The organism is Reyranella sp. CPCC 100927 (genome assembly GCF_007859315.1).
In the GTDB taxonomy this organism is placed as follows: domain Bacteria; phylum Pseudomonadota; class Alphaproteobacteria; order Reyranellales; family Reyranellaceae; genus Vineibacter.
The window spans coordinates 1-20,959 of the sequence record NZ_VOHA01000005.1 but is presented as its reverse complement, the minus strand read 5'-3'; the positions used below and the strand labels follow the sequence as shown (position 1 = coordinate 20,959).

Annotated in this window: 19 protein-coding genes; 15 read left to right on the top strand and 4 right to left on the bottom strand. The window is 64.9% G+C overall.

Features of this window, described 5'->3' with window-relative positions; translation table 11 throughout:
- Window positions 1–134: 134 nt before the first annotated feature.
- The 3 genes from FQU96_RS42205 to FQU96_RS15455 are packed head-to-tail and all read left to right on the top strand — an operon-like array spanning window position 135 to window position 2,406.
- On the top strand, window positions 135–692 hold the full coding sequence (locus tag FQU96_RS42205; protein WP_255468393.1) for a dTDP-4-dehydrorhamnose 3,5-epimerase family protein: 558 nt from the start codon (window positions 135–137) through the stop codon (window positions 690–692).
- Window positions 689–1,621 carry a Gfo/Idh/MocA family protein gene (locus FQU96_RS15460; protein WP_146542203.1) on the top strand — a complete coding sequence of 311 codons (933 nt, stop codon included), beginning with the start codon at window positions 689–691 and terminating at the stop codon, window positions 1,619–1,621. The genes FQU96_RS42205 and FQU96_RS15460 overlap by 4 nt, the downstream gene beginning before the upstream one ends.
- Complete coding sequence (locus FQU96_RS15455; RefSeq protein ID WP_146542202.1) at window positions 1,618–2,406, top strand: glycosyltransferase family 2 protein; 789 nt, start codon at window positions 1,618–1,620, stop codon at window positions 2,404–2,406. The genes FQU96_RS15460 and FQU96_RS15455 overlap by 4 nt, the downstream gene beginning before the upstream one ends.
- A 10-nt stretch (window positions 2,407–2,416) precedes the next feature.
- On the opposite strand, the gene FQU96_RS15450 is transcribed toward FQU96_RS15455, so the two are convergent.
- Complete coding sequence (locus FQU96_RS15450; RefSeq protein ID WP_146542201.1) at window positions 2,417–3,334, bottom strand: LysR family transcriptional regulator; 918 nt, start codon at window positions 3,332–3,334, stop codon at window positions 2,417–2,419.
- A 133-nt stretch (window positions 3,335–3,467) separates the two neighbouring features.
- On the opposite strand from FQU96_RS15450, the gene FQU96_RS15445 reads away from it, so the two are divergent.
- From FQU96_RS15445 to FQU96_RS15425, 5 genes are all read left to right on the top strand, one after another.
- Window positions 3,468–4,643, top strand: coding sequence for an HlyD family secretion protein (locus FQU96_RS15445; protein ID WP_146542200.1), 1,176 nt, complete (start codon window positions 3,468–3,470; stop codon window positions 4,641–4,643).
- Window positions 4,644–4,670: 27 nt separating this feature from the next.
- On the top strand, window positions 4,671–6,254 hold the full coding sequence (locus tag FQU96_RS15440; RefSeq protein ID WP_146542199.1) for an MDR family MFS transporter: 1,584 nt from the start codon (window positions 4,671–4,673) through the stop codon (window positions 6,252–6,254).
- Entirely contained in the window at window positions 6,244–7,437 is a 1,194-nt protein-coding gene (locus FQU96_RS15435; protein ID WP_146542198.1) for an adenylate/guanylate cyclase domain-containing protein, read from the top strand. Before FQU96_RS15440 ends, FQU96_RS15435 begins: the two co-directional genes overlap by 11 nt.
- Before the next feature lie 95 nt (window positions 7,438–7,532).
- On the top strand, window positions 7,533–8,846 hold the full coding sequence (locus FQU96_RS15430) for an NAD(P)H-dependent oxidoreductase (RefSeq protein WP_146542197.1): 1,314 nt from the start codon (window positions 7,533–7,535) through the stop codon (window positions 8,844–8,846).
- A 134-nt stretch (window positions 8,847–8,980) separates the two neighbouring features.
- Window positions 8,981–10,051: a glycosyltransferase gene (locus FQU96_RS15425; RefSeq protein ID WP_146542196.1), complete on the top strand. Its 1,071-nt coding sequence runs from the start codon at window positions 8,981–8,983 to the stop codon at window positions 10,049–10,051.
- A 6-nt stretch (window positions 10,052–10,057) separates the two neighbouring features.
- On the opposite strand, the gene FQU96_RS15420 is transcribed toward FQU96_RS15425, so the two are convergent.
- The gene (locus tag FQU96_RS15420) at window positions 10,058–11,539 is read right to left on the bottom strand and encodes an oligosaccharide flippase family protein (protein WP_178130527.1); all 1,482 of its coding nucleotides are present in this window, start codon (window positions 11,537–11,539) and stop codon (window positions 10,058–10,060) included.
- Between the two features lie 177 nt (window positions 11,540–11,716).
- Between FQU96_RS15420 and rfbF the strand changes: the two genes are divergently transcribed.
- The 4 genes from rfbF to FQU96_RS15400 all read left to right on the top strand — a co-directional run bounded on the left by rfbF (window position 11,717) and on the right by FQU96_RS15400 (window position 15,255).
- A complete protein-coding gene (gene rfbF, locus FQU96_RS15415; RefSeq protein WP_146542194.1) occupies window positions 11,717–12,490 on the top strand; it encodes a glucose-1-phosphate cytidylyltransferase in 774 nt (257 codons plus the stop codon).
- Window positions 12,475–13,575 (top strand): NAD(P)-dependent oxidoreductase, encoded by a 1,101-nt coding sequence (locus FQU96_RS15410; protein ID WP_146542193.1) that lies wholly within the window; start codon window positions 12,475–12,477, stop codon window positions 13,573–13,575. Before rfbF ends, FQU96_RS15410 begins: the two co-directional genes overlap by 16 nt.
- Window positions 13,562–14,101 (top strand): dTDP-4-dehydrorhamnose 3,5-epimerase, encoded by a 540-nt coding sequence (gene rfbC / locus FQU96_RS15405; protein ID WP_146542192.1) that lies wholly within the window; start codon window positions 13,562–13,564, stop codon window positions 14,099–14,101. Before FQU96_RS15410 ends, rfbC begins: the two co-directional genes overlap by 14 nt.
- A 116-nt stretch (window positions 14,102–14,217) precedes the next feature.
- A complete protein-coding gene (locus tag FQU96_RS15400; RefSeq protein ID WP_146542191.1) occupies window positions 14,218–15,255 on the top strand; it encodes an LLM class F420-dependent oxidoreductase in 1,038 nt (345 codons plus the stop codon).
- Window positions 15,256–15,265: 10 nt separating this feature from the next.
- Here the strand turns inward: FQU96_RS15400 and FQU96_RS15395 are convergent, their stop codons facing one another.
- Window positions 15,266–15,907, bottom strand: a complete 642-nt coding sequence (locus tag FQU96_RS15395; protein WP_146542190.1) for a TetR/AcrR family transcriptional regulator — start codon at window positions 15,905–15,907, stop codon at window positions 15,266–15,268.
- Window positions 15,908–16,014: 107 nt separating this feature from the next.
- Window positions 16,015–16,944, bottom strand: a complete 930-nt coding sequence (locus FQU96_RS15390; protein WP_218574735.1) for an SMP-30/gluconolactonase/LRE family protein — start codon at window positions 16,942–16,944, stop codon at window positions 16,015–16,017.
- Window positions 16,945–17,033: 89 nt separating this feature from the next.
- Between FQU96_RS15390 and FQU96_RS15385 the strand changes: the two genes are divergently transcribed.
- From FQU96_RS15385 to FQU96_RS15375, 3 genes are read left to right on the top strand one after another with little or no spacing between them, the layout of a single operon-like run.
- The gene (locus tag FQU96_RS15385; RefSeq protein WP_146542188.1) at window positions 17,034–18,110 is read left to right on the top strand and encodes an ABC transporter substrate-binding protein; all 1,077 of its coding nucleotides are present in this window, start codon (window positions 17,034–17,036) and stop codon (window positions 18,108–18,110) included.
- A gap of 59 nt (window positions 18,111–18,169) precedes the next feature.
- Window positions 18,170–19,822 (top strand): iron ABC transporter permease, encoded by a 1,653-nt coding sequence (locus tag FQU96_RS15380; RefSeq protein WP_146542187.1) that lies wholly within the window; start codon window positions 18,170–18,172, stop codon window positions 19,820–19,822.
- Window positions 19,819–20,901 (top strand): ABC transporter ATP-binding protein, encoded by a 1,083-nt coding sequence (locus FQU96_RS15375; RefSeq protein ID WP_218574734.1) that lies wholly within the window; start codon window positions 19,819–19,821, stop codon window positions 20,899–20,901. The genes FQU96_RS15380 and FQU96_RS15375 overlap by 4 nt, the downstream gene beginning before the upstream one ends.
- Window positions 20,902–20,959 lie beyond the last annotated feature (58 nt).

Below are 20,959 nucleotides of genomic sequence, written 5' to 3'. Positions count from 1 at the left end.
ACCGTACAAGACCAATCTCGGGACGGCCTGGTCGGGCGTCCATACGAAATTGTTGCATGCCACTGACTGACGCTTATTGTGGCGACCGCGATCGTGGTGGGACGCCTTTGTCCCGGAGTTGCAGCTGTTTCGTGATGGTCACCGACAATTTCTTGCCTGCGGGCGTTCATATTCAAACGCTGAAGACCCACCCGGACGAACGCGGCAGCTTCACGGAGATCTTTCGCGAGACGTGGGATGTCGGCTGCCATGCCGTCCAGTGGAACGCCGTTCACAGCCGGGCTGGCGTCCTGCGCGGTGTGCATGTCCATGTCACGCACGACGACTATCTGGTTGCGCTGTCCGGCGTCCTGGTCCTGGGCCTGCACGACATGCGCCGGCATAGCCGATCCGTTGGCTGGTCGCGCATCATGACGCTCGACGCTGCCGCGCCGCTGGCGATCACCATTCCGCCCGGCGTCTGCCACGGGTTCTATTTTCCGGTGCCGTCGCTCCACGTCTACGCCGTTTCGGCATATTGGAACCCGCAAGACGAACTGGGGTGTCGCTTCGACAGCGCCGAGTTGGACCTGGCATGGCCGGATCGCGATCCGCGGTTGTCCGAGCGCGATCAGCATGCCGGCACGTATCAACAGATGTGCGATGCCTTCCAGAGCCGCCATGAGATGCTCGCCCCGGCAGGCGCGCAGTGACGAGGACAGAGCCCGGCCCGTCGATCGGGCTCGTCGGATTTGGACGCTGGGGGCGCCACATCTTCCGCGACCTTCGTACGCTGGGCGCCAGCGTCCATGTCGCGGTACCGAGCACGGCGAGCCGACAAGCGGCCGTGGCAGCCGGTGCAGCCTCAGTGCACGCCAGCCTGGCTGCATTACCGGATGTCGACGGCTTTGTGGTGGCAACGCCGACTGTCGGGCATGCGGCTGCGGTCGAGGGACTGCTGGGCCGCGACCGGCCGATCTTTGTCGAGAAGCCACTGACCAACGATCTCGACGCCGCGCGGCGTCTGGTCGACGGCGCTGGCGACCGCATCTTCGTGATGGACAAATGGCGATACCATCCCGGCATCCAGGCGCTGGCCCGGCAGGCCCGATCTGGCGCACTGGGCGATATCCTGGCCATCCGCACCTACCGCCTGGGATGGGACAACCCGCATCGCGACGTCGACGCCGTCTGGATCCTTCTGCCGCACGATCTCAGCATCGTCTTGGAAATTCTCGGCGACATTCCGGCCCCGCGGACGGCCTTCAGCACCATCCCGCAGAGACCGGGCTGGGATCTGCTGGCCACCTTGTACGACGACACCCGTAGCACGCAGGTCACGGTCGAGATTTCGGCGCACCATCCGACGTCCCGGCGCGCCGTCGTCGTCGTCGGCAGCAGGGGCACGGCGCAGCTGGCCGACTCCTATGACGACCGCATCGTCGTCGCCACCGGTGCGCCTGGGCTGGACGCGGGCAAACCCCAGCATATCGACGTCGGCAATGCCCTGCCGTTGCTGCTGGAATTGCAGGCTTTCCTGGACTACCTGAAAGGCGGTCCAGCGCCGCGATCGTCGGCGCGGGAAGCTCTGTTGATCGTTGAGCGGATCCACGAGCTCCGTCGGCTGGCCGGACTCGCATGACCAAACCGGCACCACTGTTCACCATTCTGCTGCCCGTTCATCGGCCTCCGGCGCTGCTGCCGTTCGCCATCGAGACCGTGCTGGCGCAAACCCTGCCCAGCTTTCAGCTGTTCGTGGTCTGCGACGGCGCACCGGGCGAAACCGTCGACTGTGCCCGAGCGTTCGCCGCCCGCGATCCGCGCGTGCACGTCTTTCCGTTCGACAAGGGCGAACGGCACGGCGAGGCGCATCGCCATGCCGTGCTGGCCCGCGCCTCATCGCGTTTCGTTGCACAGATCGGCGATGACGATCTGTGGTTCCCCGATCATCTCGATGAACTGGCGCTGCTGCTCGACCGGGTCGATTTCGGCAATTTGCTCCAGGCGGAACTGTCGCCCCAAGGCGACGTCGTCGTTCATCTCGGTGATCTGGCCGACCCGGAGATCCGCCGCCGAATGTGCCAGGAAGCCTGGAACTTTTTCGGGCCGACCACTGCCGGCTATCGCCTGTCGGCCTATCGCTGTCTGCCGACCGGTTGGAGTCCGGCACCCGCGGACGTCTGGACCGACCTCCACATGTGGCGCAAGTTCCTGCAGCGGAACGATCTCGCGTTCGGCACGCGCTTTACGGTGCAGGCCGTCAAACTGTCGGCAGGCCATCGCCAGCACATGACACTGGACGAGCGCGTGACCGAGCACCGCGCTGTCGCCGCGCAATTCGCCCGACGCGAGGAGCGCAGCACGCTGCAGGCGCGGGCATTCCAGTTCGTGTACCAGACTCTCGGTTCACGACCGACCCAGCCATAGCGAGACGCCGTTACGCGGCGGTGGCCGGGTCCATCCATTTGCGATGCTCGGCGAACCGCTGCGCGAGCAGGTCGATGAAGGTGCGCACCTTGGCCGACAGGTGATGGCGATGAGGGTAGATCGCGTTGATGGCAAAATCGACGGGACGGTAGGCATCGAGGACGCTCACAAGACGGCCGGCGCGCAGGTCATCGCCGGCGATGAAGCTCGGTCCCAGGAACATGCCGTGACCGGCGACGGCGGCGTGGCGCAGCGTCTCGCCGCTGGCGCTCACCAGATTGCCTGACACGCGCACCGCCGCCGGCTTGTTGTCCTCACCGATGAAGTGCCATTCGTCGCCGAACGGATAGAATGCGTACCGTAGGCAATTGTGCCGCGCCAGGTCCTCCAATCGGACGGGTGCTCCGCGCTTCTCCAGGTAGCTGGGCGCGCAACACAGGAAATGCCGCCACGGCGCCAGGCGGCGCACAATCAGGCTGGTATCGGATGGCGGCACAGTGCGGATCGCCAGATCGATGCCCTCCTCGACCAGGTCGACCATGCGTTCACCCATGCTGAGATCAATCTGAACCTCGGGGTGTAGCTCCATGAATTCGGCAATGACCGGCCCGAGAAACGGCATGAGGTGCGTGCTGGCATAGAGACGCAAGGTGCCGCGGGGTGTCGATTGCAGGGCTCCCGCGACACGGTCGGCATCCTCGAGCTCGGCCAGGATCTGGGTGCAGCGCTCGTAATAGACCTTGCCGATCTCGGTCAGGCTCACCTTGCGCGTGGTCCGATTCAAAAGGCGCGCGCCCAGCCGGTCCTCAAGCGCCTGGACGTGACTGCTGACCATCGTGGCGGACATGTTGAGCCGCCGCGCCGCAGCCGCGAAACCACCGCTGTCCACGACCCGCGTGAACACGGTCAAGCTGGTGAACCGATCCATCCGATGCCCTGATTATCCGGTCTGGCCGGATGATGTACCCGATTCCGGGCCAATTATCACAACGATGTGCGGGAAATATTTTCCGGCCATCGGACGAGGCCAACACGTGATCCCGGCCTTGAAAGGACAGACCATGGCTGGGAATTCCCGCATCGCCCTGCTGAAGGAGCGCCTGCCCTCGGGCAGGGTATTCAAGCGCGCTGCCTTGGGCGGCGTCCTGCTGGCCGGTGCAACCGCCGCGGCGGACTTTGGCTACGCATACTGGACCGTCGGCAGGTTCCTCGAGTCGACCGACGATGCCTACATCAAGGCCGACTACACCACCATTGCGCCCAAGGTGCCGGGCTACATCGCCGCCGTCCTGGTCCGCGACAACGAGGCGGTCCGGCGCGGGCAGGTCCTGGCCCGCATCGACGATCGCGATTATCGCGCCGCGCTCGCCCAGGCGCGGGCCGACGTCGCCGCGGCCGACGCAGCCATCGGCAATCTCGATGCGCAGGTCGTGTTGCAGCAGTCCATCATCGAGCAGCAGAAGGCTGCCATCGCCGCCACCGAAGCGACCTTGAAATTCGCGCGCGAGGACCACGCCCGCTATGCCGACCTGATGCGGTCCGGTGCCGGCACGCTTCAGCGTGCCCAGCAGGCCGAATCGACGCTGCGCGAAAAGACCGCGCAATTGCAAAGCGACATGGCCGGTCTGTTGGCGGCCCAAAAGAAGATCGATGTACTGCTGAGCGAGCGCGGCCAGGCCGTGGCGCAGCGCGACCGCAGCCGCGCGGCCGAACAGCAGGCGGAACTCAACCTGTCCTATACGACCATCACCGCGCCGGTGGACGGCACCGTCGGAGCCCGCTCGCTGCGGGTCGGCCAGTTCGTCCAGTCCGGCGCGCAGCTGATGGCCGTGGTGCCGCTGCATGCGGTCTATGTCGTGGCCAACTTCAAGGAGACGCAGCTCACCCATGTGCGCAGTGGCCAGCGTGTCCGCGTTCGAGTCGATGGCTTTCCCGATACGACGCTGACGGGCCATGTCGACAGCCTGTCGCCGGCCAGCGGACTGGAATTCGCCCTGCTGCCACCCGACAACGCCACCGGCAACTTCACCAAGATCGTGCAGCGCATCCCGGTGAGGATCGTGCTCGACGACAGCGCGCTGACCGGCCGGCTGCGTGCGGGCATGTCCGTGGTGCCCTCGATCGACACCAAGGCGGCGGCGATGGAAGGCCCCGCTCCGGCGACTCCGCCCGCCGACGGCACGCCCGCCCACCGGCTGAGCGAAACCCCGAAGCGCCATCCGGCGGCAGGTTCGTAGCGTCATCCACCTGCCGGGAATGCGACCATGTCCGCGCCCACCTCCACCGATGCTGCGTCGCCAGCAGCAGCCGTGCCCTTCAAGACCTGGATCGCCGTCTCGGGTTCGACGCTGGGCGCCTTCATGGCGATCCTCAACATCCAGATCGTCAACGCATCGCTGGCCGACATCCAGGGTGCCATCGGCGCCGGCGCCGACGACGGCGGCTGGATCTCGACGTCGTACCTGATCGCCGAAATCGTGGTCATTCCGCTGAGTGCCTGGCTGGCACAGGTGTTCTCGCTACGAACCTACCTGCTGACCAACGCCATCCTGTTCCTCATCTTTTCGGCTGCGTGCGCCCTGGCGCATGATCTCAACCAGATGATCGCGCTGCGCGCGCTGCAGGGTTTTTCGGGCGGCGTGCTGATCCCGATGGCCTTCACCATCATCATCACCTATCTGCCCAAGCCCAAGCAGCCGGTCGGCATGGCGCTGTTTGCCCTCTCGGCCACGTTCGCGCCCGCGATCGGCCCCACCATCGGCGGCTACCTGACCGAGAACTGGGGCTGGCAGTACATCTTCTATGTCAATCTTGTTCCCGGGGCGCTGATGGTCGGCATGCTGTGGGGCTCGCTCGAGCGAGCGCCCATGCGCCTTGGCCTCCTGCGCCAGGGCGACTGGCCCGGCATCATCACCATGGCAGTCAGCCTGGGCACGCTGCAGACCGTGCTGGAAGAAGGCAACAAGAACGACTGGTTCGGCTCGCCCTACATCGTGCAGCTGTCGGTCATCGCCGCCATCGCGCTGATGCTCTTTCTCTGGATCCAGCTGACCAGCAAGCGTCCGCTGCTGAATCTGCGCCTGTTGCAGCGGCGCAACTTCGGCTTCGGGACCGCCGCCAACTTCCTGCTCGGTATCGCGCTCTACGGCTCGGTCTTCATCATGCCGCTCTACCTGGCGCGCATCCAGGGCTACAACGCCGAGCAGATCGGCATGGTGCTGGCGTGGACAGGCCTGCCGCAGCTCGTGCTGATCCCGCTGGTGCCGCGGCTGATGCAGCGCATCGATTCGCGCCTGCTGATCACCATTGGCCTTGCGCTGTTTGCCGCCAGCAATTTCATGAACATCGACATGACGGCAGACACCGCCGCCGATCAGCTGCTGATACCCAACGTCGTGCGCGCCGTCGGACAGGCGCTGATGTTCACGCCGCTGACGGCGATCGCGACAGCCGGGATCGAAGCCGTCAATGCCGGCTCGGCATCGGCGCTGTTCAACATGACCCGCAACCTGGGCGGCGCCGTCGGCATCGCCATGCTGCAGACGTTCCTGACCAAGCGCGAGCAGTTCCACTCCAATGTGCTGGTCCAGTCGGTCACCCTGTTCGAGGAAGCGACCCGGACCCGTATCGCCCAGCTCACCGATTATTTTCTGCGCCACGGCGTCAGCGACCCGGCGGATGCATGGCACCGCGCGGTCGTGGCGATCGGCCAGACCGTACGACGGCAGGCCAACATCATGGCCTTCAGTGACACGTTCTATCTCATGGGCGTCAGCCTGCTGCTCGCCCTGGTTGCCGCCCTGCTGTTGAAGAAGCCCGGGCACATGGAGGCTGGCGGTGCGCACTGACCATCAGGCAACGCCATTGCGTGAGGTGCGGCCGGCGACAGGCTCGGCGGCCGTCGCCGATATCATCGAGTGGCTGAGCGGCGATGAATGCCACGAGCTGGACGATGCCGGTCTGATCGCCGGTCTCGGATGCCGGCTGACAGCGGCCGGCATCCCGCTCGACCGCCTGACCTTGCACCTGCGCACGCTTCATCCGGAAATCTTTGGCCGCAGCCTGGCCTGGGCGCCCCACGAACCCGTCGAAGTGCACGACCGCGAGCACGGACTGGTCGTCGCAGCGCCGTTCGTGGGCAGTCCACTGCGTCATGTGATGGAAACCCGCGCGCCCGTTCTCGTGCGCCCCGGCACCGCCGACGGCGCGGCCTGGACCGAAATCGATGTGTTCCAGGGCCGGCGCCTGAGCGAGATCTTCATGGTGCCGCTGTGCAACGCCGACGGCCCCGTCAGCGCCGCGGCCTTCGGTACCGCCCGTCTCGGCGGCTTCAGCGCCGCGAGCCGCGCAGCCCTGGAACGCATCGTTCCGGCGCTGCGCAGCGCCTGTGAGCTGCGAACCCTGCGCCGAACCGAGCTGACCCTGCTGGACACCTATATCGGCACGACGACGGCGCGGCGCATCCTGGGCGGTCGCATCCGGCGCGGTGAGATCGAGTCGCTCGAAGCCGCTTTGATGCTGTGCGACCTGCGCGGCTTCACTGCCCTTTCCAACCGGCTGTCGGGGGCGCGCGTCCTGGAATTGCTCAATGTCTACTTCGATCACGTCGTGCCGGCGATCACCGCGGCCGGCGGCGAGGTGCTGAAGTTCATGGGCGACGGCGTGCTGGCGTTTTTCCATGGCGATGAGGCCCGCCTGGCGTGTACTGCAGCGCTACAGGCAGCGTTCAATGCGCTGGGCAGCCTGGAGCAGATGGCTGGCACCGATATCCCTCTGCAGGCCGGCATCGCCTTGCACTATGGCGTGGTCGACTACGGCAATATCGGATCTGGCCGGCGACTCGACTTCACGCTGATCGGGCCGGACGTCAATTTGGTCAGCCGCATCCAGGCGGTCTGCAGCACGACCAGCCACAGGCTGCTGATGTCGCAACGCGTCGCCACGCTGCTGCCGCCGGGCCAGGCCGTCTCGATCGGTTGCCACGATCTGAAGGGATTCGATGCGCCCCAGGAACTTTATGCGACGCCATGAGCATGTGGTTACCAATGACGCCAGATCGCTGCCTCCAGACGCGAAGCCACCGATAGATCACGCATCCCGCACGCCGCTGCTGGCAGAATGGCGGCATGATCATCGTAGACCGTGCTCTGCAAGAGCGAGAGCGCGCCGGCCGCCCGATCCGGGTCGGCATGATCGGCGCGGGTTTCATGGGGCGCGGCGTCGCCCTGCAGATCAAGACGGCCGTCCCCGGCATGCGTCTGGTCGCCATCGCCAACCGCCGCCTCGACGCCGCCATTCGGGCATATACTGAGGCTGGGCAGCCCGACCCGCGGCATGTCGAAACCCCGGCTGCGCTGCAGGCGGCGCTGGCCAGCGGCCGGCCGGCCGTGACCGAGGATTGGCGGCTGCTGTGCGAAGCCGACGGCATTGACGCCATCCTGGAGGTCACCGGGTCGATCGAATATGCCGCGCACGCCATCGGCACAGCGATCGACAATCGCAAGCACGTGATTCTGATGAACGCCGAGCTGGACGGCACGGTGGGTCCGCTCCTGAAGCGACGCGCCGACGCCAAGGGCGTCATCTACACCAACGTCGACGGTGACCAGCCCGGTGTCACGATGAACCTCTACAGGTTTGTCCGGGGCCTCGGCGTGCGTCCCGTTTTGTGCGGCAATATCAAAGGCTTGCACGACCCTCATCGCAACCCGACGACACAGGAAGGCTTTGCCCGCAAGTGGGGTCAGAACCCCAGCATGGTGACCTCCTTCGCCGACGGCACCAAGATCTCGTTCGAACAGGCCATCATCGCCAACGCCACCGGCATGGCGGTGGGCCGGCGCGGCATGTTTGGCCCGACGGTTGCCCCTGGTACGCCGATCGAGGAAGCCGCCAAGCTGCTGCCGGCCGAGGCCTTCATCAGCGGCCCGGGTATTGTCGACTACGTCGTCGGCGCCGCACCCGGTCCCGGTGTGTTCGTGCTCGGCACGATCGAGCATCCGCAGCAACGACACTATCTCAACCTCTACAAGCTCGGCGAGGGGCCGCTCTACTGCTTCTACACGCCCTATCATCTCTGCCATTTCGAGGTCCCCAACACGATCGCGCGCGCCGTCCTGTTCAGCGATGCGGCCTTGGCGCCGGCCGGCCCGCCATGCGTCGAGGTGGTCGCCACGGCCAAGCGGCACCTGAAGGCCGGCGATGTGCTGGACGACATCGGTCACTACATGACCTACGGCCAGTGCGAAAACGCCGATGCCGCCCGCAACGAGCGCCTGCTGCCCATGGGGATCGCGCCGGGATGTCGCCTGCGGCACGAGGTCGCCAAGGACCAGGTTCTGCGCTACGCCGACGTCGACTTACCGGCGGGACGACTGATCGATCGCCTACGCGAAGACCAGGAGGCCACGTTCTCCGGCGCCTTCGCTGCCGTAGCCTGATGGCACCGACACCTGGCCACAGTTTGATCACCACCGCAGTCCGGCTGTCATATCCAGATTCCGGTAAGGTACTGTTGATATCATCACCGGTTGTGCGGGCCACCGGCTGATTAGAGACGGGTTGAGGTGGAAAAATGGGTGAAGTCCTCCGCACGAGTGACTTCAGCAGCGATGCAATCGCACGATCGCTCGATCCGACAATCAGGGTCACCGTCGATCCGCCGCTGCCGATAACCAATCTTTCGGTCCCTGCGATCGCGCCTCTGCCGGACGGCACACCACGGCCGTTCTGGTCGGTGATGATTCCCATCTACAACTGCCCCGAAGACTATCTGCGGGAAACGCTGGAGAGCGTTCTCAACCAGGACCCTGGCGCCGAGGACATGCAGATCGAGGTGGTCGATAATTGTTCGACCACCGGCGATCCCGAAGCCCTGGTGCGCGAGATCGGCGGTGGCCGCATCCATTTCTACCGTCAGCCCACCAACCTCGGCATGGTGGAAAACTTCAATACCTGCATCCGCCGGGCGCAGGGGCAATGGGTGCACATCCTGCATGGTGACGACACCGTACGGCCGGGGTTCTATACCCGCGCGCGCCAGGGCATCGCGGCACATCCCGAGGTCGGCGCGGCACTCTGCCGGATCATCTACACCGATGAACACAGTCAGTGGACCGGCATCACTGACGCCGAGGCGCTGACGCCCGGGGTCCTTGGTAAGGATTTCGCAACCCGTCAGATGATCGAGCAGCTCGTCCAGTTCGTGGCGTTCGTCGTGCTGCGCTCCACGTACGAGGAACTTGGCGGCTTCCGCGCCTCGCTGGCCCATTGCCTCGACTGGGACATGTGGAAGCGCATTGCGCTCAGTAAACCCATCTTCTACGAGCCCGAACCACTGGCGTGTTATCGGCTGCATGCGGCGGCCGACAGCAGTCGCCTGATGCGTACCGGCGAGAACGTTGCCGACGAGCGTCGATCAATCGACATTTCCTGCGCCACCCTGCCCTCCGACCAGGCGCAGCGTATCCGGCATGCTGCCCGCAAGGCCGCCGCGGTGCGCGCGTTGCGGCGGGCGCAACGGCTATGGCGTCACGGTGACCACGCAACGGCGTGGCGCCAGCTGACTGAAGCCTTGCGCTGCAGCCGCGCGTTGCCCGTTCTGGCACGCACCGCCTACTTCTTCGTTCGCGTCGTCCTGCGCTGAGGCAGCCTAGCTTCGGCGTTTCAGCAGCGCGAACGCCATCGTGGCGATGCGGCGTTCGAAGATGAGAACACAGCCGCCGAGTACAAGCGTGCCCAGGACAACCTCTGCCCACCAGTAGCGGTGGAAGCTCGGCGGCAGCGCCGCGACAACCAACGCGACACTCAGCGAGCACAACACGGGCGGCCAGACGATCGATACAATCGGATGCCGGCCGAACGCCAGGCGCCGCCGCGCCAGGATAAGCATACCCAGGCTCAAGCCTTCCGCGACCAGGGTGGACACGATGGCACCCCATCCGCCGTAGCGCGGGATCAACAGCAAGTTCAACAGCAAGTTGGCGACCGCCGCCACGGCGACGATCTTAAAATGAAGCTTCTGCAGCCCCCATGCCAACAGGGGCGACCCGACGGCGATATTGAGGAAGGTCAGCCCGACGTTGAGGCACAGCCACTCGAAATAGGGACCGCTGCGCGCAAAGCCACTGCCAAACATCAGATCGTTGACGTGGCGGCCACAGGCCCAGCCCAGGGCCGCGATCGGCAGTCCCATCCATGCCAGCAGGGTCAGGAATTCACGGGCGACGCGCGCAGCCTGTGCCGGGTCGTTGCGCACACGCGACAGGACGGGGAAATAAGCCGTCAGCATCGCGCCACTGACCACGGTCGAGACCAGCATCAGCTTGTAGGCCGTCGTGTAGTGCCCGACCTCCTCGTCGCTGTGCGTGAAGCCCAGGATGATCGCGGCGCCGTTGTAGATCAGCAGCACGGCACCTTGCGACAGCGCCAGTGGCCAGGATTCGCCGAGCAGACGCCACGCGCCGTGCAAACGCGGGCGCAATGCACCGAAACGCAGTATCCCGTAGCGATGCAGGTACCAGAAATTGAAGACGATCAAGGCCAGCGAAAACGGCAACGTGTAAAGGACGAAGACGAAGACGTCGTCCGGTCCGTGAATGATCGCGATCAGGACGGGGATCTGCAGAAGATTGATGACCAGCGACGCGATGGCGGGTCCGACCATCCGTTCATGCGCCTGCAGCACCCACGCGACCGTCCCGGCGCTGACCATCAGGCTAAGGCCTTGCAGGAGCAGCAGCACACCGGTCTGGCCGCCGCGCGGATTGACGATCGCGATGATGGCCACGATCGCGAAGGCGACCACCGCCAGTAGCATCTGCAGGCTCAACACCAGCGACGTGAGCGGTGCTGTTTGCCTGGGGTCCGCGGCGATATCACGCTGTCCCACGGTCTGCAGGCCGGGGGTGGCGATCAGGGCCAGGCAGGCGACAACGGCGGCGTTCCAATTCACCTGCCCAATCGCGACAGGACCCAGCATGCGCCGGCTGTAAGCCGTCGTCAGAACGCCGATCAATACGGCCAGTCCGCTGGACAGACTGACGGCCAGGAAATTGACCGCAATCCGGCGTCGGTCGTGCGGTGCACCCGCGGATGGCGCATCCGTCATGTTCACACTGGCTGCGTCCGCCACGCGAAGCTCCCGCGCACCACGAACGCGGCTGCGTCCATGAACTGCCTGTCCAGCAGTGCCAGCCCCAAACGGCACGCGCAATAGTACAACAGAGTGCCACAACTTGATCACTCGTCCGCGACGCGCATGATCTGAGAGAACATGATCACACATGGGCATCGCCGGAGGCCGCGTGTCATGAAAGTGGTCATACTGGCGGGCGGCTATGGCACCCGCATCAGCGAGGAAAGCGCGATCAGGCCAAAGCCGCTGGTCGAGATCGGCGGCCAGCCGATCCTGTGGCACATCATGAAGATCTACACGTCGTACGGATTGAACGACTTTGTGATCTGCTGCGGCTACAAAGGCAACCTGATCAAGCAGTATTTCCGCGATTACGTCCTCGCGCGCGCCGACGTCACATTCGACCTGCACGAGAACACCGTCCGCACCCATCGCAATGGTGTCGAACCGTGGCGCGTGACGCTGGTCGATACCGGCGAGGCGACGATGACCGGCGGACGCATCAAGCGCATTCGCCCCTATCTCGACGAAGAGACGTTCTGCCTCACCTACGGCGACGGCGTATCCGACATCAACATCGATGAGCTGCTCGCCTTCCACCGCCAGTCCAGCGCGCTGGTGACAGTCTCGGCGGTGCGCCAACCCGGCCGCTTCGGCGCGCTGAGCCTGGAACACGGCGGCGAGCGCGTTGCCGGATTTCGCGAGAAGTCGAACGACGACGGCGGCTTCATCAACGGCGGCTTCTTCGTGGTCGAACCGCAGGCCATCGACTACATCGCCGGCGACGACACGTCATGGGAACGCGAGCCGCTGGAGGCGCTCGCCAGCGAGGGCCGGCTGGCGGCGTATCGCCACCGTGGCTTCTGGCAGAACATGGACACGCTGCGCGACAAGCACGTGCTCGAGTCCTATTGGGAAAGCGGGAAAGCGCAATGGAAAACGTGGTGACTTTGAAGTCGGCGCACAAGCCTCTCGCCGTGCCGGTCAGCGATCGTACACGCGTGCTGGTGACCGGCGCCGATGGCTTCATCGGCTCGGTCCTGACGCCGCTGCTGCTCGAGCGCGGTTTCGATGTCGTGGGCCTCGACACCGGTTTCTATCGTGCCGGCCTTCTCTACCACGACGGCAAGGACCGGCCGGCGACGCTGACACGCGACGTGCGGACCCTCACGGCGAAGGATCTCGAAGGCTTCGACGCGGTCGTGCATCTGGCCGAGTTGTCCAACGATCCGCTGTGCCAACACGATCCGAAGAAGACCTACGAGATCAACCACCTCGGCTCGGTGGCTCTGGCCAAGGCAGCCAAGGACGCCGGCGTCTCGCGCTTCGTCTATGCGTCGTCCTGCAGCGTCTATGGTGCCGCGGGCGACAGCACCAAGACCGAGGCATCCGACCCCGATCCGCAGACGGCATATGCGCACTGCAAGATGCTCGTCGAACGCGATGTTCAGGCGCTGGCCGATGGCGGCTTCAGCCCGACGTTCCTGCGCAATGCCACCGCCTTCGGCGCCTCGCCGCGCATCCGCTTCGACATCGTATTGAACAACCTCGCTGGTCTGGCCTGGACGACCGGCCGCATCAGCATGACCAGCGACGGCACTCCGTGGCGCCCCCTTGTGCATGTCCAGGACATCTGTGGCGCCGTCGCCGCCACCCTGGAGGCACCGCGCGAAGCGGTCGCCAGCCAGGTTCTCAATGTCGGCGACAACGACAACAACTACCGTGTCCGCCAGATCGCCGAAGCCATCGGTGAGGCGTTTCCGAACTGCAAGATCGAGTTCGGCAACAACGCCGGCGACAATCGCAGCTACCGCGTTTCGTTCGACAAGATCCATCAGGTCCTGCCCGGCTTCCGCTGCGCTTGGACGGCCGATCGCGGCGCGCGGCAGATGCGGGCGTTGTTCGAGCACATCGCCATGGCGGAACCGGAGTTCAACGCCCCGCCCTATACGCGCCTGCGGCAACTGCAGCGCCTGCTCGAAACCAAGCAGATCAACTCCGATTTCTATTGGCGGCAGCATGATCTTTCGTGAGACGGCGCTCAAAGGCGCCTACGTCATCGAGCTCGAACCGTTCAGCGACGAGCGCGGTCAGTTCGCCCGCTCCTGGTGCCGCGAGGAATTCGCGCGCCAGGGACTTCCCACCGAGCTCGCGCAAGGCAACGTGTCGATCAACACGACGCGCGGAACCATTCGCGGCATGCACTACCAACTGGAGCCACACGAAGAGATCAAGCTGATGCGCTGCGTGCACGGCGCCATCTACGACGTGATCGTCGACGTGCGACCGGGTTCCCCGACATTTCACCAGTGGATTGGCGTCGAGCTGACGCCGACGGCGTTTCGCATGCTGTACGTGCCGGCGGGCTTCGCGCATGGCTTCCAGACGCTGGCCGACGATACCGAGGTCAACTACCTGGTCTCGGCCCCTTACATGCCCAACGCCGCGCGCGGAGTTCGCTACAACGATCCCAGGTTGGCGATCGACTGGCCGTTGCCGGTATCCCGCATCTCCAAGCAGGACGCTTCCTGGCCCTTGCTGGAGATGGCCGACGCCTAGGGTCGGCTGTCCGGCTGCCTTTACCCAGCGAAACGGAAGCACTCCCGAGCCGAGACGAAGACCCGGGGCTGAGCTAGCGTGTGCCGATAAACATCGGCGTACCAGGGGAAACACCCATGAAGCTCGGCCTGTCGATCGGCTACTCGCGTGCCCACCTCGATGTCCCCGTCGCGCTTGTGCAGCGCGCCGAGGAACTCGGCTACGATTCGGTCTGGACAGCGGAAGCGTACGGGTCGGACGCCGTGACGCCCCTGGCCTATCTCGCCGCTGTTACCAAGCGCATCAAGCTGGGCACCGGCATCATGCAGCTCGCCGCCCGCACGCCGGCCAACGCCGCCATGTGCGCCGGCACGGTCGATGCGTTGGCGGGCGGCGGACGCTTCATCGCCGGGCTGGGCGTGTCGGGTCCGCAGATCGTCGAAGGCTGGTACGGTGAGCCCTGGGGCAAGCCCTACTACCGCATGCGCGACTATGTGGCGATCATGCGCAAGATCTTCCGCCGCGACGGACCGGTCTCGCACGCCGGACGCGAGATCAGCCTGCCCTATACGGGTGAAGGTGCCATGGGGGTCGGCAAGCCGCTGAAGTCGATCCTGCACATGAACCCCGACATCCCGATCTACCTCGCCACCAGCAACGAGGCGACGGTGAAGCTTACCGCCGAGGTGGCCGACGGCTGGCTGCCGCTGGGTTTCATCCCAGGCTCGATGGCGGAATGCCAGCCCTGGCTCGACGAAGGCTTCAAGCGCGCCGGCAACGGCAAGAGCCGCAAGGACTTCACGATCCAGGCGTCGGTGCATGTCGAGGTCGACAACGACGTCGCCGGCGCCCTGGCCAGGCTCAAGCCGGAGGTCGCGCTGTATGTCGGCGGCATGGGGCACCGCAACAAGAACTTCCACAAGGACACGATGACGCGCCTGGGCTTCGGCGCCGCGGCCGAGCGGATCCAGGAACTCTATCTCGCCGGCCGCAAGGATGAAGCGATCGCGACCGTGCCGGACGAATGGGTGGATCTAAAGTCCCTCGTCGGCCCGCCGGCCCGTATCCAGCAGCGCTACCGCGCCTGGGAGGATTCGGGCGCTGACTCGCTCTCGGTCCGCTCCCATCAGCTTGAAGCAATCGAGGTGATGGCCAAGGCGGCGCGGCTCAACTGAGCCGCCTCGCTCACACCGACAGGATGCGGCGCAGTGCGGCGCGCAACACGACCTTGGCCTCGTCGGACGACCGGCCGCAAGCCTCGCGCAGGTAGCGCCAGTTGTTCCAGTCGGAAATCATGGCCAGTTCGTCGAACAGATCGCGCCGGATGCTCGGCGGCAGGCCATGGAATTCGCCGGCAAACACGCTCGCGGCAAACGCGCGCAAATCGCCGCGTCCGCGCTGTATCAGGTTGTCCAGCTCCGGAATGTGTCGGGCCATCTGCACTGTACGCAACAACAAGGGGCTGAACTGTTCACAAATCTCCGCCCGTACATCGACATACCCGACGATGCGATCCTCCAGTGATAGTCCGCAGCGAACGGCGGCATAGCGCGCGACGATCTCATCCAGGACCTGGGTAACCATCGCCAGGATCACACCACCAAAGCCATTGAAGTACTTGAGCAGGATCCGTGGCGACACGCCGGCGCGACGAGCAACGTCCTCCAAGGTCGGTTCCCGACCACCCATCAGGAACAGCTCTCGCGTAGCGCTGATGATGGTCTGGCGCGTGCGGATGCCCCGAAGCACGCGCCCATCGACGCGCGAGACGTCCTCCTCGGAGCCTGCCCAATGTTGGAGCACGCTGTTGCCCCTCCCGCCTGCCATTGCCGTGGTCAGCGCAACGTTACCCGCCGCCGCTCTTACCCTGTGGCTAGCAGCACCGCGGCGCCAGCGATAGTGCTATTTGCACACAAGCCTTTCTTCAAACCGGATCATGCGTGAGAGAACATGGGTTTGCCGGGCACGGGCATCTCGGCGCGCAAAATGACGCCGGCGTCGATTTTGCCGCTGCGGCGCGAAACCACCGCGTACAGCGTCCGATGGTCGTGACCACCAAATGCGATGTTTGTACAGAACATGTCATCGCCGGCGTCGAGCACGTGGGTTGGGCGGCCCAGCGCGTCGAAACGCCAGACCGATGTGCTGGGATGGGCGACGAGCAGCCCGCCTTCCGCATCCAAAGCCATGCCGTCAGGGCCGGCATGGCCGCCGGACATCTGGATAAAGAGCCCGACCTTGCTGACGTCGCCATCGGCCATCAGCGGCAGCCGCCACACCGCATTGCCACGCGTAACCCCGACATAGAGCACGGTTTCATGGAGGTTCATCACCAGCCCGTTCGGGCTGGGCACCGTATCGACAAGGCAATCGAGCCGGCCGACGGCCGAATATCGGTACACGCGCCCGGTCGGATCATGCAGCCCGGTCTGTCCCTGGTCAGTGAAATAGAGATCGCCGTTGGCTGCGAAGAACAGGTCATTGACGCCCTTGAAGCTCTCCGACCGCACAGTCTCGATCAGCGGCGTCACCGCGCCGCTTGCCGGGTCGAGCAGCACGATGCCGCGCTTGTAGTCGGTGATGAAGATACGGCCGTCGCGGTGGATCTTGAGCCCGTTGGGCCATCCGTCGTACTCGGTGACCAGGGTCCAGTCACCCGTCGGCGCGATGCGAAAGATGCGCCCGAACGGAATATCCGTCACGTAGAGATTGCCGTCGCGATCGAAACTTGGCCCCTCGAGGAAGCAGTCGAGCGCAGCGCCGGCGGCATTGGCGTCGCCCCAGGCCGTGCGCCGCGGCGTGCGGAAGGTGTCCGGCAAGCGCGTGAAGATCGACGCGGGCACGGGCTTGGGCGGCGCATACATGGATGCTCTCCTGCAAAATACGATGATTGAAGGCTGCATTTGATGCGTCTAGGCTCGTGACAACAAAGAAATTCTTTAGGGACGAAACCATGAAACGCATCGTAGCCCTGGGTGTGACGCTGGCTGTGTTCGGTTGGACAGGTTCTCCGACAGCTCAGGCGCAGGCCCGACTCTGCGACAGCCCCCGTCAGATGGAGGGGTTCAAAACCTGCGCCGATGTCGAGAAGGCCGAGGCCGAGGGCGCCTTCGTGCTCTACTCGACCGACCCCGAGCAGGGCCAGGTCAAGCTGCTAGCGGCCTTCAACAAGCTGTTCCCCAAGATCAAGACCAGCTACGTGCGCCTGCAGGCCGGCGCGCTTTACGCCAAGGTCCTCTCCGAGCGCCAGGCCAAGTCCTATCTGGTGGATGTCATCCAGATCTCCGACATGGGCATGATCCTCGACTTCCAAAGGCGCGGCGGTTTCCGCCAGTACATCTCGCCGGAGATGGCCAACTACAAACCGCAATACAAGAGCGAGCCCGAGGGGTTCTGGACCTGGGGCTCGATCATCATGGCCGGCATCGCCTACAACCCCAACAATGTTCCCGCCGCCGAGGCGCCGAAGAAGTGGGAAGATCTGCTGGACCCGAAATGGACCGATGCGATCAACGTCAAGGTGTCCAATTCAGGCCTGCAGCACGGTGTCTGGTACACGCTCAAACCGATCCTGGGCGATGAGTACTTCAAAAAGTTCGCCACCGTGAAACCCAAAGCCTTCGATTCATACGTCCAACAGTACGGCCGCCTGGTCGACGGCCAGGACAAGATCATCATGGGCGCCCAGTACTCGGGCTATATCGAGTTCAAGGCCAAGGGTGCACCGCTGGCGTTCGTGTTCCCGGAAACTGGCGTGCCGGCGGTGTCGGAAACCTATGGCATCGTCGCCGACGGACCGCACCCCAACGCCGCCAATTTGTTCATGGACTGGTTCCTCTCGCCGCCTGGCCAGAGGGCACTGAGCGATGCATTGCTGCTGCATTCACCCCGCGAGGATGTGCCGGCGCCGGCGGGCAGCGTGCCGCTGAAGGACATGAAGCTGCTGGTACCGGCCGACTGGAACGCCTTCGAGAAGGACCGGCCGTCATTCGCCAAGGAGTGGGACCGGATCGTCGGCGCCCGTCGCTAAGACAGTTCCCGACGAGCGCGCCGGGAGTGTCCCGCCCACGCTTCAATTGGCAGATCACAGTGACGCTCACGGTCCTCGTGATCGTGAGCTTCCTGGTATTGCTGCCCATGGTTTTCCTGGTCGGCGAGTCGCTCAACACCGGCGACCCCATGGCGTTCCCGCCGACCGAGTACGGCATCGCGAACTACATCGCGATGTTCGACGAGGACCTGCATGTGCTCACCAACACGGTCATCATCGCCGTGATGGCGACCGTGATGGCGATCTTCATCGGCTTCACGCTGGCCTGGATCCTGACCCGCACCAACGTCCCCGGTCGCGAAAAACTGGAGCGGCTGCTGGAGCTGCCCTACTACATGACGCCGCTGGTGGGCGCCCTCGCCTGGGCCGTCCTGGCCGGCCCGAAAAGCGGTTTTTTCAACCAGCTCTGGCTGTGGGCCGGCGGCAAGGGTGATCTGTTCAACATCTACTCGATGTTCGGCATCGCCTGGATCATGGCATTGTTCGAGGGCACCGTCGCCTTCGTCATGATTTCGGCGTCGATGAAATCGATGGACCCGGCGCTGGAGGAATCGGCCCGCGTCATGGGGGCCTCCAAGCTGCGCACGGCGCTGACCGTCACCCTGCCCCTGGTGATGCCGGGCGTGCTCGGTGCGACGCTGTTCGTATTCGCCGAGATGCTGGGGTCATTCGCTGCCGCCCTCGTGATCGGTATTCCTGCCCGCGTCTACGTCATCACCACGGCGATCTGGGATTCGACCCTGGCCTATCCACCAGCCTACGGCCGTGCCTCGGCGATGGGGCTGGCGCTGTTCGTGGTGATGTTCGGCATGCTGACGTTCTATCGCTGGATCGTGAAGCGCGGCAGCTTCGCCACCATCACCGGCAAGGCCTTCCGGCCGCGGCCCATGGACATGGGGCGTCTGGCATGGGTGCTGCTCGGCGTGTGCCTGCTCTACATCCTGCTGGCCGTCGTGCTGCCGATCGCGGCGCTCATCATCACGTCGCTGGAGCGCTTCGCGACGGCGCTGCTGTCGCAGGCGCAGTTCACCCTGGCCAACTACGAGACCGCGTTGTCGCTGGGGCCGGTGCGCACCGCCATGGTCAACAGCCTGGGGCTGGGGTTCGGCGTCGCGTCGGTCGGCGTTCTCGTGATCGCGTTGCTGGTCTGGATCATCTATCGCTCGCAGTTGAGGGGCCGCGGGGCCATCGAATATCTGGCGATGTTTCCGCAGGCCGTGCCGCGCCTGGTCTTCGGCCTGGCGCTCTTGTGGGCGTGGATCAACATGCCGATCCCGATCTACGGGACATTGTGGCTGCTGGCGCTAGCCTATTTCACGGTGATGCTGCCGATCGGCGTGCGTACGCTCGCCGGCGTCGTGCTGCAGATCGACAAGAGCCTCGAGGAATGCGCCCGCGTCTGCGGCGCCGGCTGGGGCTACCAGTTGCGCACCGTCACGCTGCCGCTGCTCAAGCCCGGCGTCATCGCGGCCTGGCTGCTGATCTTCATGGCCTGCGTGCGCGAGCTCGGCGTCTCGGTCTTCCTGATGGGACCTAATGCCAAGGTAATTGCGCCCTCGATCGTCAGCGCCTTCGCCAGCAGCGGTGTCGAACTCACGGCGGCCATGGCGCTGGTCCAGACTTTCACGGTGATCGTGGCGCTGATCATTCTGTTCCGCCTCACGCGTGGCATGACAAAGGACATGACGTGAATCCGACTCGAATCGAGGTGAAAGATCTCGTCATCCACTACGGCGACGCCGTTGCCGTGAATGGCGTGAGCTTCACCGTCGGCCGTGGCGAGCACGTCACCCTGCTTGGCCCGTCGGGTTGCGGCAAGACCACGACCCTGCGCGCTATCGCCGGGCTAGAGAAACCGTCGGGTGGCAGCATCCATATCGACGGCGAGGCCATCTACGACGCGGGCGCGCGCAAGAACGTGCCGACCGAACAGCGCGGCGTCTCCATGGTGTTCCAGTCCTACGCCATCTGGCCGCACATGACCGTGTTCGACAACGTCGCCTACGGGCTGCGCGTGCGCAAGCAAGGCAAGCCCGAGATTGCCGCCAGCGTGGAGCGCGCGCTCGACCTGGTCCAGATGCGTCACCTCGCCGACCGTTCGGCCTCCAAGCTCTCCGGCGGCCAGCAGCAACGCGTGGCGCTCGCCCGCGCGATCGCCTTTTCGCCAACCGTGGTGCTGTTCGACGAGCCGCTCAGCAACCTTGACGCCAAGCTGCGGGCCGAGATGCGGGTCGAGCTGCGCGAGCTGCAGCGCCGGCTCGACATCACGTCGGTCTACGTGACACATGACCAGGAAGAGGCGCTGGCGATCTCCGATCGCGTCATCGTCATGAACGTCGGTGTCATCGAGCAGATCGGCACGCCGGAGGCGATCTACAACAGCCCGCGCAACCGCTTCGTGGCCGATTTCGTCGGCTCCGCCAACATCATCAAGGGACGACTGGCGACGTCACCTGCGGCCGGCGGCGCCCGCACGTTCGAGGCCGACGGCGGCGTCCACCTGCGCGTGACCGCGCCACACGCAGTGAACGGCAACGAGACTGCGGTGGCAGTGCGCACCGCGTACATTGACCTCGAGCCGCGGGCTGATGACAACCACGTCGGCGGCACGGTGCGCCAGCGCATGTTCCACGGTGACTTCGTCCAGTACATCGTCGAGTGTCCGTGCGGCAATGTGATCGTCCGTCGCCCGCCGACCAAGCTGCTCGACGAAGGCACCGCGGTCACGTTGTCGTTCTCGGCCGAGCACTGCGTGTTGCTGGAGGCTTAGGTTGTGTTGACATTTACCGCCACCACAAGGTCATGGCGGCGATGGTAACGACCCCGAG

Coding starts and splice junctions, on each gene's coding strand:
- FQU96_RS42205 (WP_255468393.1), top strand. CDS start 135: ATGGTCACCGACAATTTCTTGCCTGCGGGCGTTCATATTCAAACGCTG.
- FQU96_RS15455 (WP_146542202.1), top strand. CDS start 1,618: ATGACCAAACCGGCACCACTGTTCACCATTCTGCTGCCCGTTCATCGG.
- FQU96_RS15450 (WP_146542201.1), bottom strand. CDS start 3,334: ATGGATCGGTTCACCAGCTTGACCGTGTTCACGCGGGTCGTGGACAGC.
- FQU96_RS15445 (WP_146542200.1), top strand. CDS start 3,468: ATGGCTGGGAATTCCCGCATCGCCCTGCTGAAGGAGCGCCTGCCCTCG.
- FQU96_RS15440 (WP_146542199.1), top strand. CDS start 4,671: ATGTCCGCGCCCACCTCCACCGATGCTGCGTCGCCAGCAGCAGCCGTG.
- FQU96_RS15430 (WP_146542197.1), top strand. CDS start 7,533: ATGATCATCGTAGACCGTGCTCTGCAAGAGCGAGAGCGCGCCGGCCGC.
- FQU96_RS15425 (WP_146542196.1), top strand. CDS start 8,981: ATGGGTGAAGTCCTCCGCACGAGTGACTTCAGCAGCGATGCAATCGCA.
- rfbF (WP_146542194.1), top strand. CDS start 11,717: ATGAAAGTGGTCATACTGGCGGGCGGCTATGGCACCCGCATCAGCGAG.
- FQU96_RS15410 (WP_146542193.1), top strand. CDS start 12,475: ATGGAAAACGTGGTGACTTTGAAGTCGGCGCACAAGCCTCTCGCCGTG.
- rfbC (WP_146542192.1), top strand. CDS start 13,562: ATGATCTTTCGTGAGACGGCGCTCAAAGGCGCCTACGTCATCGAGCTC.
- FQU96_RS15400 (WP_146542191.1), top strand. CDS start 14,218: ATGAAGCTCGGCCTGTCGATCGGCTACTCGCGTGCCCACCTCGATGTC.
- FQU96_RS15395 (WP_146542190.1), bottom strand. CDS start 15,907: ATGGCAGGCGGGAGGGGCAACAGCGTGCTCCAACATTGGGCAGGCTCC.
- FQU96_RS15390 (WP_218574735.1), bottom strand. CDS start 16,944: ATGTATGCGCCGCCCAAGCCCGTGCCCGCGTCGATCTTCACGCGCTTG.
- FQU96_RS15385 (WP_146542188.1), top strand. CDS start 17,034: ATGAAACGCATCGTAGCCCTGGGTGTGACGCTGGCTGTGTTCGGTTGG.